Genomic DNA, 14,387 nt, shown 5'->3' with positions numbered 1-14,387 from the left:
ATGTTCAATGGATATAAATAAAATGACCCAAAAATTGCAAGAAGGCGTGATGGAAGCGCAGTCCGAAGCTATTAAACGAAATCAGCAGGAAGTAGATATTGTTCATTTGCTTTATACGCTTATTCATCAGCAAGATGGTATTGCTCCTCGCATATTAGATCATTTACATATCGATCATCAATCTTTTCAGCAGCAGGTAAATCAATTGCTTGCGAAAAAACCAGCCGTTACAGGAAGTGGTGCTGAAGCAGGGAAGGTTTATATTACGAATAAACTTCAGCAGCTGTTTGTTAAAGCTCAAGAAGAAGCATCTCGTTTGCAAGATGATTACGTTTCAGTTGAGCACATCTTTTTAGCATTAGCACAGGAACCGTCTTCTAGTGAATATGGCAAGTTATTTTCAAGTCACGGTATAACAAAAAAAGCTCTGCAAGATGTGCTTGCCAGCCTTCGAGGAAATCAGCGAATTACAAGTCAAAATCCCGAAGTCACATATGAAGCGTTAGCTAAATATGGAAGAGACTTAGTAGCAGAAGTACGAGCAGGCAACATTGATCCAGTCATTGGACGGGACGGAGAAATTCGCCGCGTTATCCGCATTTTATCGCGAAAAACAAAAAACAATCCAGTTTTGATCGGAGAACCTGGCGTTGGTAAAACAGCGATTGTTGAAGGTCTAGCACAGCGTATTGTTCGCCGAGATGTGCCTGAAGGATTAAAAGATAAAACCATCTTTTCATTAGATATGGGAGCTTTAGTAGCAGGAGCGAAATTCAGGGGAGAATTTGAAGAGCGTTTAAAAGCTGTTCTTCAAGAAGTTAAGAAAAGCAACGGTCAAATTCTTTTATTCATTGACGAGCTTCATACAATCGTTGGAGCAGGCCGTACGGATGGAGCGATGGATGCAGGGAATATTTTAAAACCAATGCTTGCTAGAGGAGAACTTCACTGTATAGGAGCTACAACTCTTGATGAGTATCGTCAGTATATTGAAAAAGATCCAGCGCTTGAAAGACGCTTTCAACAGGTGCTGGTTGAAGAACCTTCAGTAGAAGATACAATCTCTATTTTACGTGGTTTAAAAGAACGATTTGAAATTCATCACGGGGTGAATATTCACGACCGAGCGATTGTTTCAGCAGCGGTTATGTCTGATCGGTATATCTCAGACCGCTTTTTACCTGATAAAGCAATTGATTTAATTGATGAAGCATGCGCAACTATTCGAACAGAAATTGATTCGATGCCATCAGAATTAGATGAAGTTACACGACGTGTCATGCAGCTTGAAATTGAAGAAGCGGCATTAAGTAAAGAAACAGATCAAGCAAGCATCACAAGGTTAGAGGCAATTCGAAAAGAAGTCTCTGATTTAAGAGAACGTGCAGATACAATGAAGCTGCAGTGGGAAAAAGAAAAGCAGTCGATTCAAACGGTGCAAGATGTCCGGGAGCAGCTTGAAAAAGCGAAGCGAGACCTAGAAGAAGCTGAAGGGAAATATGATTTAAATAAAGCAGCTGAACTTCGCCACGGACGCATTCCAGCTCTTGAAAAAGAACTAAAACAGCTGGAAGAAACAGCTGCTGAAAAAGCACAAGAAAACCGTTTGTTAAGAGAAGAAGTAACAGAAGAAGAAATTGCTGAAATTGTAGGAAGATGGACGGGAATTCCGGTATCAAAACTAGTTGAAGGGGAAAGAGAAAAGCTGTTGAAGCTTGAGTCAATTTTACAGCAGCGTGTGATTGGGCAAGATGAAGCTGTATCCTTAGTGACGGATGCTGTGATTCGCGCACGGGCAGGCATTAAAGATCCGAACCGTCCGATTGGGTCATTTATTTTCCTAGGACCTACCGGAGTAGGAAAAACGGAGCTAGCCAAAACGCTGGCACATTCTTTATTTGACAGTGAAGAACAAATGGTTCGTATTGATATGTCTGAGTACATGGAAAAGCATGCGGTCTCTAGGCTTATAGGAGCGCCTCCTGGCTATGTAGGATACGAAGAAGGCGGCCAGCTAACGGAAGCGGTGAGACGCAAGCCTTATTCAGTCGTTTTGTTAGATGAAATTGAAAAAGCCCATCCCGAAGTATTTAATGTTCTCCTTCAAATACTAGATGATGGAAGAGCAACAGATTCAAAAGGAAAAGTCATTGATTTTAAAAATACAGTTATTATTATGACGTCGAATATCGGTTCTCAATTTTTATTAGACGGTTTAACAAGTGAAGGCGAGATTACTGAAAAAGCCAGAGAGCAAGTGATGGCTCAATTAAGACAGCATTTTCGTCCAGAATTCTTAAATCGAGTAGACGACACGATTTTATTCAAACCGCTAACTGTTCATGAAGTAAAAGGGATTATTGATAAGCTATTGGTTCAGCTTGAAAAGCGTTTATCCGATCGTCATATTTCGTTAACGTTAACAGAAGAAGCAAAAAATTATATTGCAGCCTCCGGATTTGATCCGGTATACGGAGCTCGCCCTTTAAAAAGGTTTATTCAAAAATATATTGAAACAAAAATTGCCAGAGAATTAATTGCAGGGCAAATTGAAGATTATAGTCAAGTGACAGTTGATGTAAAAGATGATGAGTTTGTTGTCAGCGTATAAGTTTCCTAAAAAGACCATTCATGATAAATTGAATGGTCTTTTTTTGCTATTAAAAGCAGCTCTTCTTTTAAAATAAATAAAAAGAAATGAAAGAAAATACGTGAGAGCTAAGCGTAAAAACTTATTCAGTTTTAGGTTGTAGAATATATCTAATTCATTTATGATAATACAAAATGGGCAAAGGAGCATGAATGAGCACATGAAGGACCGTATAGAGCTTATATATGACGAAGCATACGATTTTATAGATCAGGCATTAACTAAAATAAGAGCGCTGGATAAAAATGATCTTCAAGCTGAAAATGAAGAAGTGCAGGAAAAGGCAGAACGGACAGAGTTTGCACTTCAAGCTGCACGAGATATTTTAGAAAATATGATTATCCCGGGTAAAAAATTGACTTTTATTTACGAAAAAGGTTCTGTGGTAGTAGAAATTCCCGATAAAAAATAAAAACGACTTCCTTTTATGGAAGTCGTTTTTATTTTGGCAATGCAAAGTGCTCATCAATGGATGCATCACTTTTTCGATACTGCCCGGGTGTCATATTGGTTGTTTTGCGAAATACTTTTGTTAAATAATTGGCATTTGCATAACCGACGTTTTCAGCAATTTCTTCGATTGAGTACTTGGTTTGATGCAATAGCTCGGCCGCTTTTTGAATGCGAAGCTTCGTTAAATATTGAATCGGCGTAATCCCAGTTGTTTGTTTGAATAACCGGCTAAAATGATAGCGAGATAAATGAGCTGCATCTGCCATTTCATCCGGACCGATTTCTTCATGATAATGATTACGGGCAAATAAAATAGAGCTAATGATACTTTCAGGCCAATCTTCTGTAAAACTGTCCATGCTTTTAATATATTGGTACAGCTCCATTACAAAGCGGTAAGATAAGCTTGAAGCATGAAATGGATCTGCTATATGTTTTTCACTTGCCCGCTTATATATTTGAGCAAGCAGCTGAACAGGTGCTGATTCAGGATGAAACCGTATTACAGGGGAGTGGGTTGACTGAATATAATCCCAGCATTTTTGTACTTCATCTCCGTATAATGTAAGAAAAATAAACTCCCAGTTTTCACTTTCCTTTGGTAAGTAATAACGATAATTTCCAGGTATATTGACGATGAATGCTTTCCCAGCATCCACTTTATATTCTTGTCCATCTATTTCAATCATTCCGTACCCAGAAACCGTGTATTGAAAAATATATTTCCCGACGTCTTTTCGCTGATTTCCGCTCCAGTTATAAAGGGGGGAGAAAACTTCATCCCACCCAACAGACCATAGCTGCGCAACTTCATTTGTGCGGGATTCTAAAAACCTGTATGCGTACGTTGAATATTCTTGAGCTTGGAAATGTGAGAGCAAATTTTCACCTTCTTTTTGAAATAAAGTAGTACTTAATTCTTACTTTAACGTAATCGCTTTCATTTTTCTATAATTTTTTGAAAATATCGTGATTATTTTTAGGGAATGTCTCTAAATCTATTATTTTCTTATCATTTGCAAGTCAAGGCTCATATAAAGATAACACCTTTTTGGCGCAAGAGTAGTTCATTGTCAATTCAAAAGAATCATTTTTAAAGGGATAAGCAAAAAAGTACCGATTATCGATAGTAATTTTACCATTGAGGCAAGGAAAATTGGACTTTACAATGTACATATGAATCCGTTTCCAAAAAACTACTTAAAATAGGTGATAATAAATGCTGGGAAAATTAATCGAAGAGTTCAAACAAATATTTCATTCGTCAAAAGCTATTCGCTGCTTTTTTGCGCCAGGGCGTGTCAATTTAATTGGAGAACATACTGATTATAATGGAGGGCATGTTTTTCCTTGTTCATTGAGTATAGGAACGTATGCGGTAGTACAAAAACGTCATGATCAAAAAATACGTATGTACTCAAAAAACTTCTCCGAAGCAGGCGTTATTGAATCCTCTTTAGAGCAATTAACGTACAAAACCGAAGATGATTGGGCTAATTATCCAAAAGGAGTAATGGATACCTTTAAAAAGCACGGATATGACCTTCCTTTTGGATTTGATATCTTGTTTTTCGGCAACATTCCTAACGGAGCAGGACTTTCATCGTCGGCATCAATTGAGTTAGTCACATGCGTACTTTTAAATAAAATTCTTGAATTGAATATTGATATGATGGACCTTGTAAAAATGGCGCAGCAAGCTGAGAATGAATTTATCGGCGTAAGCTGCGGGATTATGGATCAATTTGCAATTGGAATGGGAAAAGAAAATCAAGCCGTATTGTTAAACTGTCAAACTCTTGAATACCAGTATAGCCCGCTGCAGTTAACAGATGCTGTGCTCGTTATTTCTAACACAAATAAGCGAAGAGGGCTGGCAGATTCAAAATATAATGAGCGCCGCATGGAGTGTGAAAGAGCGCTGGCAGATTTACAAACGTCACTTTCCATTAATTCGCTTGGTGATTTAACCAAAGAACAATTTGAAAAGCATAAATTTTTGATACAAAACGAAGTAGATTGTAAGCGCGCTAAACATGCGGTATATGAAAATGAACGCACAAAAGAAGCGGTTGCTAAATTGCAAAACGGTGATTTAGAAGGGTTTGGTCAATTGATGAATGAATCGCACTGCTCACTGCGAGATGACTATGAAGTAAGCGGGAAAGAACTAGATGCTCTTGTAGAAGCAGCTTGGTTGCAAGAAGGTGTGATTGGATCACGCATGACAGGTGCAGGCTTTGGCGGCTGTACAATCAGTATCGTACAAAAAGCACAGGTTGATAGGTTTATTGAGGAAGTAAAAGACGCCTACTATAAGAAAACAAGTTTAGAAGCTGAATTTTATGTGGTTACGGTTGGAGAAGGAGCGCGTGAACTCACATTAGAAGCAGTATAAGAGAAAACAGATAGAGAAAGGAACGAGTGTATGTCAGTCAACATTCATGAAGAAATCACCCGACTTATTCAATATGGTTTACAAAAGAATCTATTAACAAAATGGGATATAGATGTGGTGAGAAATAAACTGCTGGAAGTGTTAAAGCTCGACGAATGTATTATAGTAGAAGTCGAAGAAGAATGTCTGGAACATCCAGCTGCTATTTTAGACAACATGCTTGATTGGGCTGCAGAAAACAATCGAATCGCTGAGAATTCTATCACGTATAGAGATTTATTCGATACCAAAATAATGGGATGCTTTGCAAGCATGCCTTCAGAGGTTAATCGGACATTTTATGATCACTATCAGCAAAGCCCCCAAAAAGCCACAAGCTATTATTATAAGCTGTCAAAAGACATTCACTATATTCGCAGAGATCGAATTGCTAAAAACGAAAGATGGGTAACAAAAACTGACTTTGGAGAACTTGAAATTACTATCAACTTATCCAAGCCGGAAAAAGATCCAAAAGCAATTGCAGCAAGCAAATCATTGAAGGAAAGCAACTATCCGCTGTGTCTTCTATGTAAAGAAAATGCTGGTTATGCAGGTCGTATTAACCACCCAGCTCGTCAAAATCACCGGATTATTCCTGTGGAATTGCAGGAAGAGCTGTGGTACATGCAGTTTTCACCTTATGTTTATTATAATGAACATGCCATTGTTTTTGCGAGTGAACATACACCCATGCATATTTCAAAGCAAACGTTTAAGCGGCTGCTTGCCTTCGTTGAACAATTTCCACATTATTTTCTAGGATCAAATGCAGATTTACCCATCGTAGGAGGATCTATTTTAACTCATGACCACTTTCAAGGCGGCTATCATGATTTTCCTATGGCTAAAGCAAAAATAAATAAATTGTTCTCTCTTAAAGCATATCCAAACGTGAAAGCTGGAATTGTTCATTGGCCGATGTCGGTCGTTCGTCTTCAAAGTTCGCACCTTGCACCATTAGTAGAAGCAGCGGATTTCATTTTGAAGAAATGGAAATCATATAGTGATCAAAGTGCTGATATTTTAGCTTTTACAGATCAAACTCCTCACAACACGGTCACGCCTATTGCTAGGAAAAGAGGGGATTTGTACGAATTAGATTTAGTACTGCGAAACAATCGAACAAACGGCAAACATCCAGATGGCATTTATCATCCGCATGCAGAAGTTCATCATATTAAAAAAGAGAACATAGGTTTAATCGAAGTAATGGGGCTTGCGGTTTTACCCGGTCGTTTGAAAGACGAAATGAGTCTAGTGGCCGAAGGGTTAGTTCAGAATAACCTGAGCGAGTTAGCCAGCAGACATGATCAAGTGCAAAAACACGTAAAGTGGGCGGAACAAATCAAGAAAAAATATCCACATATTGAAGAGCAAAATGTCCAAAGCATTCTCCAACAAGAGCTCGGTTTGGTCTTTGCAACTATTTTAGAACATGCAGGTGTGTTTAAACAAAACACTGAAGGGCAGCTCGCATTCAGTCGTTTTATGAATTCGTTAAATGAAGCGTAAATCATTAATAAAAACAGGCAGCTCGTAATGAGCTGCCTGTTTTTATACAGTTAGGGCATGCTGTTTTAAAAGGGTGTACAGAGCCTGTGTTCCTTTACTATCATCGCCTTGTTTTTCGAGCTGTTCATAAAGCGATTTTGCTAACTTTAGCCCTGGTGTATACAGCTCCATTTCTTCAGCTGACTCAATGGCAATTTTCATATCTTTAATAAAGTGTTTAATATAAAAACCTGGTTCGAAGTCTCCTTTAATCATGCGAGGAGCTAAATTGCTTAACGACCAGCTTCCAGCTGCTCCTGTTTCAATACTTTTTAAAACGGTGTTTGGATCTAACCCAGCTCTTTCAGCATAGAGTATCGCTTCACACACGCCCATCATATTAGAGGCAATAGCAATTTGATTGCACATTTTTGTATGTTGACCAGCACCAGCACTTCCTTGAAGAACGATATTTGTTCCCATTTTTTCAAGAATAGGCGTAACGGCAGAGAATGCTTCAGAATCGCCTCCTACCATAATCGCTAACGTTGCTTTCTGAGCCCCAATGTCCCCTCCTGAAACAGGAGCGTCAAGCGCATGAATGTGCTTCTCTTTTGCTGCTTGATAAATCTCACGAGCAAGTATAGGGCTTGATGTCGTCATATCAATTGTATAGCAGCCTTTCTTTGCATTATGTATAATGCCTTCTTTACCTAAATAAATCTCTTTTACATCGTGAGGATAGCCTACCATGGTGATAATAACATCAGATTGTTCGGCCACTTCTTGAACGGTTTCTTTCCAGTTGGCCCCTTTTTCAAGTAGTGCTTGAGCACGAGTTTTTGTTCGCGTATAAACAAGGACTTCATATCCTGCGTCAATTAAATGCCCAGCCATGCTTTGACCCATAACGCCTGTTCCGATAAAACCAATTTTTTCTTTAGTCACAGCAGTATTCACTCCTAAAATTAATAGTTTGATTATTCTAAAATTATATAGTTAAAGGTTGGGATAATCAATGATTATGAATGTATATAAATGTAAAAAACAGCTTCAGTCATTTGTTTTGAATACGAGTTAACGAAAGAAATTGCTGAGAAGAGCTTATGCCAAAAGATAAAAAAAGCGCTGGCTTTACAGCCAACACTTTTTAGTGATGATTATTTGCTGGTTTATTCGGTACACCCAGTTCTCCAATCAAAATTACAACTAGCGTGAAAACTACTCCAAGGATGGAAGCGGTTGCGAAACTGTAAGTACCGCCCGTCATTGCAGAGATTACGTACACTGCCATATTCATTAGTAAAAAGCCCCAAACAAAAGCCATTACGACACGCATTCTATTCACCTCGTTTACAGTACAGTTTGATTTCATTTTAGCATATAGCAGTCAAATAAGAAATTGAATTTTTTATGAATAAATAAGGGGCGTGTTCCCATGCAGAAACAAAAGAGCAATAAGTCAGAAATAGGCATTATTCTAGTGCGCTTTTTGATGGTTCTATCATACACTGTATGGAACAACTAGTAAGTTACGGAGGAAGAGCTATGATACATCGACGCTTTTTTAGCTTAGATACGCAATGGAATGTCGTACATGTCCCTGAACGACCGAATGGTTTCGGTGTGTTAGTATTGGGTGATAAAGATCATTTTGTTGAAAGTTCAACTAGCTTATGGATTCAGCACGGCGGAAGGTCACAGCTGTTGCAATGTTTACAAGATGAAGGATACACAGTATTTTATTCCAATTTATATGGCCGGCATTGGGGGTCTCCTGAAGCATATCACCTTGCAAAACAACTTTATCATTTAGTAATGAAACAAGAAATTTTAAATAAACGAATTCATATTTTAGCTGAAGGAATGGGGGCTCTGTTAGCGCTGCAGCTAATGGAAAATGACGGGAATACGTTCGTTCGATCAGCTGGTTTACTAAATCCATGTATTGATCTTCATACGCATGCAGAACATGAAAAAAACAATAAATTCTTTTATAAACAATTTACGAAGGACTTGACTCAAGCTTATAAAGTGGAGCGGAAGCAAGTATCAAAGTTAATTAAGGAGTACCCTTCTGTTACAGAATTAAAATCAACGCTGCCCGTGAAGATATGGACGGCGCCTAATGCCTCTACTCATTATCCAATTGCACACAGTAAAAAATATGAACTACATCGTGAAGAACTTCACTCTCCGATTATGCTTTCACTTTATTTACCGGAAAAAAACTATTTGTTTGAACGGTCCCTTCTCCAATTTTATAAACAGCATGAAAAAGTGTTATAAGCAAAGCTTCTATGATTATACATATCATAGGGGCTTTTTGTATAAGAGATAAAATGAAAAAAGAGTTCATGATGCTTTTACAGATGAACCTCTTTGAAATAAGGAATGAGTGCCCTCTATAACTATAGGGATTTAAGCTTTTTGTTGAATAAATGATGAATGAAGAATTGGAGGAAGCGATATGGGAAATGTAGTAGTAATAGGGGCAAACCGCTTTATTGGTTTTCATTTATGTATGGCTTTTTTAGACGAAGGTACAGAAGTAAAAGGGTATACACATTCTGCTCATAAAGAAGAAGATGATTTGCAGGAAGAGATGAAATTTTTCTTAGGGCGAAACGCTAATTATGCATCGACTGAAGTTGGAGAGTCATTAGATATGATTACCTCAGAAACGGATGTTGTCTACTTTACGTATTTCGATGGAGGAGATTTTTATCATCCTGATTTTTTAAGACAAGAAATGCAAAAAGCACAGCAAGTGCTCATTCAAGCGCTTAACAAATGCCGTCAATTCAACATTCGATTTGTGTTTGTTTCTACCATGCGCGTATTTGGAGACCAGCAGCGAAAAATTGAAGAAACAACGATTCCAGAACCGGACAGTAGTGAAGGAAGGCTATACGTTCATTTTGAGCGAATGATAGAGAAATATAAAGATGATGGATGGCCCATTATAATTGTCAGAACGCCGACTCTTTACGGACCTTGGCAGCCTTTGTCAATGTGCTATTCCAAAAATATTGCCGGGTACGAAGAGGCTTTTGACATTATGGAAGGCACGGATTTTATTATTTATATTGAAGATGCCGTCAGTGCACTTAGACGCTGTAAAACTGCTGCATATTCATATGAAGTCGTTCATTTAGTTGAAGAAAAGTTACAGCCTTGGAGCGCAGGAGCAAACATTACTCATATGGAGGTGAAGGAAGAAGCGGCTCAAGAAAAATATGAAATCAGCAGGAAAGCGAAAGAACTGCTGCATTTTTCTTCAAAAGTAACGGCTAAAGAAGGCATTTATCTGCAAAAAAAACATATGAGAACATTCTTTTTACCTCTTCATTAAAAGGAGAAAGTTGTACTTATAGAATAGATTCGCTAATATAAGGAGGAATAAATGTTTTTAATAAAGGAGATTTCACTATGGAAGAGCAAAATATGCAATTCATGCAAATTGCAATGAAGTACTTGCCAGAAGCAAAACAGATCTTAGATGAAACAGGCGTTGAGTTATCAATGGAACACGTACAGCCGGTATTGACATTACTAACAAAAGTAATGAACGATGCCTATAAGCTTGGCAAGCAAGATGCATTAGCTGAAAATGAAAACAACTAAAGAAAACAGCTCGGTAGAATCCGAGCTGTTATTTTTGTTTGGAAAATAAATCGACTAAAGGGGCAAACTGTTTAAGAAGAGGAGCTAGTTCTTCGACGGCGAGTACAATTTCATCGATTTGTTTAAATAATCGTTCCCACTCCTCTCGCTCTCTTTCTTCTTTTGATTTTCTGCGCCCAGCTCCAAACATAAAATCAGAAAAACCTTCATTTCTTTGTCTTCTTGCCATGATACTCATTCCTTTCACTATTTTAATGGTGGGTAAGTTCTTACCTAATGTCCCATACTAGAGTAAGAGGGTCCCGTATCATTACTATATGTAGCATGATAGATACCTGAGTAGGACGAACACCTATATAGACAAAAAATAAAAAATGAAGTAAAATTAGTACCAACTCATAATAATTGATTATATAATCGATAAATGAAATGACGGATATAGGTTTTATAGGAATATAAGCCTTTTATTTAAAGGAGAGGTTGATATGAACGCTGGTGTTCTAGGAATTGGACGTTATGTACCAGAGAAAGTTGTAACAAATTTAGATCTTGAAAAAGTAATGGATACATCAGATGAGTGGATTCGTACGCGCACAGGTATTCAAGAGCGCCGAATTGCAGCCGATAACGAGGACACATCTGATTTAGCTTATAAAGCAGCAGTTGAAGCTTTACATAAAGCTAACGTCGAGGCAGAAGATATTGACATGATCATTGTTGCTACGGTAACGCCAGATCAACCGTTTCCTACAGTATCATGTATGCTACAAGAAAAATTGGGAGCAAAAAAAGCAGCTTCTTACGATGTGAGTGCCGCATGTGCAGGGTTTATGTACGGCATGATTACAGCTAAGCAATTTATTGAAACCAATGCTTACAAGCATATATTAGTGGTCGGTGTAGAAAAGCTTTCTAAGATTACAGATTGGGACGACCGTAACACGGCTGTTTTATTCGGAGACGGAGCAGGTGCAGTTGTAATGGGACCTGTATCAGAAGGACGAGGTATTTTATCCTTTGAACTAGGGTCCGACGGTACGGGAGGCAAGCACTTGTATCAAAACGAGCTTGATCATATTGTCATGAACGGACGTGAAGTATTTAAGTTTGCTGTTCGACAAATGGGGGAATCTGCTGTTAATGTAATTGAAAAAGCAGGTTTAACAAAAGAGGATGTTGATTTTCTCGTACCTCATCAAGCGAATATTCGTATTATGGAAGCTGCAAGACAGCGATTAGACTTGCCTGAAGAAAAAATGTCTAAAACAATCCAGTACTACGGCAATACATCAGCAGCATCGATTCCAATTTCAATTGTTCATGAGCTTGAAGCAGGGAAAATTCAAGATGATGATTTAATTGTAATGGTTGGCTTCGGAGGCGGCTTAACATGGGGAGCTATTGCTATTAGATGGGGAAAATAACACTACATTTTTAAAGCAACTGAAGGAGATGAATGTACGATGAATAAAAAACGTGTAGTTGTAACAGGACTTGGTGGGCTTACACCAATTGGAAATGACGTAGAAACAGCTTGGAAAAACGCAGTAGCAGGCGTGTCTGGCGTTGGTCCTTTAACAAGACTAGATGCAGATGAATTCCCGGCTAAAGTAGCGGCTGAAGTAAAAGATTTTAACGTGGAAGATTTTATTGACCGCAAAGAGGCTCGTAAGATGGATCGCTTTACTCAATATGCAATGGTAGCTGCATTGGCGGCTGTTAAAGATGCGGATTTGACTATTACAGAAGAAATTGCTCCAAACGTCGGCGTTTGGATTGGTTCTGGAATTGGCGGTATGGAAACGTTTGAAAACCAATATTCAACGTTATTAGAAAAAGGTGCCCGCCGCGTAAGTCCATTCTTCATTCCGATGATGATTCCTGATATGGCAACAGGACAAGTTTCTATTGCTTTAGGGGCCAAAGGCGTGAACTCTTGTACGGTAACGGCATGTGCAACAGGTACAAACTCTATTGGTGATGCGTTTAAAGTCATTCAACGCGGAGATGCAGACGTGATGGTGACGGGCGGTACGGAAGCGCCAATCACGCGTTTATCTATTGCTGGTTTCTGTGCGAATAAAGCACTTTCTACAAATCCAGATCCTGCAACAGCATCTCGTCCGTTTGATAAAGACCGCGACGGCTTCGTTATGGGAGAAGGTGCGGGTGTTATTGTGCTTGAAGAGCTTGAACATGCACTAGCGCGCGGCGCACGTATTTATGCTGAAATTGTGGGCTATGGTTCAACAGGAGATGCTCACCATATCACAGCGCCAGCTCCAGGAGGAGAAGGCGGCGTTCGTGCAATGCGTCATGCCATTGAAGATGCAGGCCTACAGCCAAGTGATATTGATTACATCAATGCTCACGGTACAAGTACAGGATACAATGATAAATTTGAAACAATGGCTATTAAAGAAGTATTTGGCGACCACGCTCAAAAAGTAGCAATTAGTTCAACAAAGTCAATGACTGGACACTTGTTAGGAGCTGCTGGCGGAGTAGAAGCTATTTTTAGTGTGAAGGCAATTCAAGACGGTATTCTTCCTCCAACAATTAACTATCAAACACCTGATGAAGAGTGTGATTTAGACTACATTCCAAACAAAGCGCGTAAGCAAGAAGTAAAAGCGGTGCTAAGCAACTCACTTGGATTTGGCGGTCACAATGCAACAATCATCTTTAAAAAATACGAAGTATAATGAAAAATTCTAGGCTGATGCCTAGAATTTTTTTTATTTTTAATAACCAAAAGAGTAGCTGTGAACATATCATGAAACAAAAGGAAGAAGAAAGTGAGGGGAAAACATGCCGATTGTTTCAACTTCTACTTGGACGGAGCCGAAAGAAATAAGCCGTTATCTTGCGCGCTATTTTAAGAAATTAAAAGAAAAAGAATATATGGAATTACTTTTTAACTATGGAATGTGTCCGCCTTCTTTAATGTTTATAAAAGAATTAGAAGAAATGAAGAAAAGACAGGTTTGGAAGAAAGTTAAAGCACATTATGAGAAGCTTAAAAAAGCATGGAATGGGCCCGATGTAGCGGTGCTAGTGCTTCCAAGCAATCCTAGAAATCGAAAAATGCAGCGTGAATTTAATGGAAGAGCAGGTGTCGCTTTTACCGATAAATTATTTGTGTTTATGACAAGTCATACATCCGATGAAGAAATGTTAGCGGTGCTTACCCATGAATACCATCACGTTTGCAGGCTAAAAGCCATTAATAAATCTGATGAAACGATTACTTTGTTAGACGCTATGATGATGGAAGGGTTAGCTGAAAGAGCTGTAGAGGAGTATTGTGGTAAAAAATATTTAGCTCCGTGGACAAATTATTATAACATTGAAGAAGCTAAAAAAATGTGGGAAAAGCATGTTAAACCTTATTACAATCTCCGCGCCGACGAAAAGAAATATGATCAACTGTTATTCGGCCAAAATTGGTATCCAGAAATGATGGGCTACAATATTGGTTATCACCTTGTTACTTCATGTATGAAGCCTCACACTTTAACTACTACCGAGCTGCTTCCTCTTAGCACCAATACTATCTTAAAAAAATCTGCGTTCCAACTGTAAAAAAGCAAGTTCTATATACCTAAAATTAAAAATAGTAAATTTTATCCTATTTCCAACAAAAAATTAGGAGGTTTATGCGTTAAAGTGCCGAAGAGATATTCAGAAATCATTATTTTAAAAATAAAAAATATAATTAATTTT

The 14,387-nt window shown here is 38.4% G+C and carries 14 protein-coding genes; 10 read left to right on the top strand and 4 right to left on the bottom strand.

Going from position 1 to position 14,387, the window contains the following annotated elements; translation table 11 throughout:
• Window positions 1-7 precede the first annotated feature (7 nt).
• Window positions 8-2,611 (top strand): ATP-dependent chaperone ClpB, encoded by a 2,604-nt coding sequence (clpB, locus tag AC1DEF_RS20055; RefSeq protein WP_097824327.1) that lies wholly within the window; start codon window positions 8-10, stop codon window positions 2,609-2,611.
• Between the two features lie 199 nt (window positions 2,612-2,810).
• Entirely contained in the window at window positions 2,811-3,062 is a 252-nt protein-coding gene (locus AC1DEF_RS20050; protein ID WP_014461601.1) for a hypothetical protein, read from the top strand.
• Between the two features lie 28 nt (window positions 3,063-3,090).
• On the opposite strand, the gene AC1DEF_RS20045 is transcribed toward AC1DEF_RS20050, so the two are convergent.
• The gene (locus AC1DEF_RS20045; RefSeq protein WP_013081740.1) at window positions 3,091-3,984 is read right to left on the bottom strand and encodes a helix-turn-helix domain-containing protein; all 894 of its coding nucleotides are present in this window, start codon (window positions 3,982-3,984) and stop codon (window positions 3,091-3,093) included.
• Between the two features lie 338 nt (window positions 3,985-4,322).
• Between AC1DEF_RS20045 and AC1DEF_RS20040 the strand changes: the two genes are divergently transcribed.
• Together AC1DEF_RS20040 and galT are read left to right on the top strand one after the other, a co-directional pair.
• Entirely contained in the window at window positions 4,323-5,501 is a 1,179-nt protein-coding gene (locus AC1DEF_RS20040) for a galactokinase (RefSeq protein ID WP_097824326.1), read from the top strand.
• A 30-nt stretch (window positions 5,502-5,531) separates the two neighbouring features.
• Window positions 5,532-7,055: a UDP-glucose--hexose-1-phosphate uridylyltransferase gene (galT, locus tag AC1DEF_RS20035; protein ID WP_097824325.1), complete on the top strand. Its 1,524-nt coding sequence runs from the start codon at window positions 5,532-5,534 to the stop codon at window positions 7,053-7,055.
• A 42-nt stretch (window positions 7,056-7,097) separates the two neighbouring features.
• Here the strand turns inward: galT and AC1DEF_RS20030 are convergent, their stop codons facing one another.
• Window positions 7,098-7,982: an NAD(P)-dependent oxidoreductase gene (locus AC1DEF_RS20030; protein WP_080781641.1), complete on the bottom strand. Its 885-nt coding sequence runs from the start codon at window positions 7,980-7,982 to the stop codon at window positions 7,098-7,100.
• Between the two features lie 202 nt (window positions 7,983-8,184).
• Window positions 8,185-8,409, bottom strand: a complete 225-nt coding sequence (locus AC1DEF_RS20025; protein WP_412762268.1) for a YjzD family protein — start codon at window positions 8,407-8,409, stop codon at window positions 8,185-8,187.
• Between the two features lie 140 nt (window positions 8,410-8,549).
• Between AC1DEF_RS20025 and AC1DEF_RS20020 the strand changes: the two genes are divergently transcribed.
• The 3 genes from AC1DEF_RS20020 (at window position 8,550) to AC1DEF_RS20010 (ending at window position 10,661) form a co-directional block, all read left to right on the top strand.
• Window positions 8,550-9,323, top strand: coding sequence for an alpha/beta hydrolase (locus AC1DEF_RS20020; RefSeq protein WP_235860903.1), 774 nt, complete (start codon window positions 8,550-8,552; stop codon window positions 9,321-9,323).
• A 181-nt stretch (window positions 9,324-9,504) separates the two neighbouring features.
• Window positions 9,505-10,389, top strand: coding sequence for an NAD-dependent epimerase/dehydratase family protein (locus tag AC1DEF_RS20015; protein WP_016763037.1), 885 nt, complete (start codon window positions 9,505-9,507; stop codon window positions 10,387-10,389).
• A gap of 77 nt (window positions 10,390-10,466) precedes the next feature.
• Window positions 10,467-10,661 (top strand): ComZ family protein, encoded by a 195-nt coding sequence (locus tag AC1DEF_RS20010; protein WP_097824324.1) that lies wholly within the window; start codon window positions 10,467-10,469, stop codon window positions 10,659-10,661.
• A 28-nt stretch (window positions 10,662-10,689) separates the two neighbouring features.
• On the opposite strand, the gene AC1DEF_RS20005 is transcribed toward AC1DEF_RS20010, so the two are convergent.
• Window positions 10,690-10,890, bottom strand: a complete 201-nt coding sequence (locus AC1DEF_RS20005; protein WP_016763038.1) for a hypothetical protein — start codon at window positions 10,888-10,890, stop codon at window positions 10,690-10,692.
• A gap of 256 nt (window positions 10,891-11,146) precedes the next feature.
• Here AC1DEF_RS20005 and AC1DEF_RS20000 point away from each other — a divergent pair, with 256 nt between their 5' ends.
• The 3 genes from AC1DEF_RS20000 (at window position 11,147) to AC1DEF_RS19990 (ending at window position 14,246) form a co-directional block, all read left to right on the top strand.
• Window positions 11,147-12,085 (top strand): beta-ketoacyl-ACP synthase III, encoded by a 939-nt coding sequence (locus tag AC1DEF_RS20000; protein WP_013081747.1) that lies wholly within the window; start codon window positions 11,147-11,149, stop codon window positions 12,083-12,085.
• A 39-nt stretch (window positions 12,086-12,124) separates the two neighbouring features.
• A complete protein-coding gene (gene fabF / locus AC1DEF_RS19995) occupies window positions 12,125-13,366 on the top strand; it encodes a beta-ketoacyl-ACP synthase II (RefSeq protein ID WP_097824323.1) in 1,242 nt (413 codons plus the stop codon).
• 106 nt (window positions 13,367-13,472) lie between these two features.
• On the top strand, window positions 13,473-14,246 hold the full coding sequence (locus AC1DEF_RS19990; RefSeq protein ID WP_097824322.1) for a DUF2268 domain-containing putative Zn-dependent protease: 774 nt from the start codon (window positions 13,473-13,475) through the stop codon (window positions 14,244-14,246).
• Window positions 14,247-14,387: the final 141 nt, after the last annotated feature.

This window comes from Priestia sp. 10L35 (assembly GCF_056395685.1).
The sequence above is the reverse complement of the archived record's forward strand: the minus strand, read 5'-3'. Positions and strand labels throughout refer to the sequence as shown.

Excerpts from the sequence above, each read along its gene's own strand:
- AC1DEF_RS20025 (WP_412762268.1), bottom strand. The coding sequence starts at position 8,409 with ATGAAATCAAACTGTACTGTAAACGAGGTGAATAGAATGCGTGTCGTA.
- fabF (WP_097824323.1), top strand. The coding sequence starts at position 12,125 with ATGAATAAAAAACGTGTAGTTGTAACAGGACTTGGTGGGCTTACACCA.
- AC1DEF_RS20050 (WP_014461601.1), top strand. The coding sequence starts at position 2,811 with ATGAAGGACCGTATAGAGCTTATATATGACGAAGCATACGATTTTATA.
- AC1DEF_RS20000 (WP_013081747.1), top strand. The coding sequence starts at position 11,147 with ATGAACGCTGGTGTTCTAGGAATTGGACGTTATGTACCAGAGAAAGTT.
- AC1DEF_RS19990 (WP_097824322.1), top strand. The coding sequence starts at position 13,473 with ATGCCGATTGTTTCAACTTCTACTTGGACGGAGCCGAAAGAAATAAGC.
- galT (WP_097824325.1), top strand. The coding sequence starts at position 5,532 with ATGTCAGTCAACATTCATGAAGAAATCACCCGACTTATTCAATATGGT.
- clpB (WP_097824327.1), top strand. The coding sequence starts at position 8 with ATGGATATAAATAAAATGACCCAAAAATTGCAAGAAGGCGTGATGGAA.
- AC1DEF_RS20040 (WP_097824326.1), top strand. The coding sequence starts at position 4,323 with ATGCTGGGAAAATTAATCGAAGAGTTCAAACAAATATTTCATTCGTCA.
- AC1DEF_RS20020 (WP_235860903.1), top strand. The coding sequence starts at position 8,550 with ATGGAACAACTAGTAAGTTACGGAGGAAGAGCTATGATACATCGACGC.
- AC1DEF_RS20005 (WP_016763038.1), bottom strand. The coding sequence starts at position 10,890 with ATGGCAAGAAGACAAAGAAATGAAGGTTTTTCTGATTTTATGTTTGGA.
- AC1DEF_RS20010 (WP_097824324.1), top strand. The coding sequence starts at position 10,467 with ATGGAAGAGCAAAATATGCAATTCATGCAAATTGCAATGAAGTACTTG.
- AC1DEF_RS20015 (WP_016763037.1), top strand. The coding sequence starts at position 9,505 with ATGGGAAATGTAGTAGTAATAGGGGCAAACCGCTTTATTGGTTTTCAT.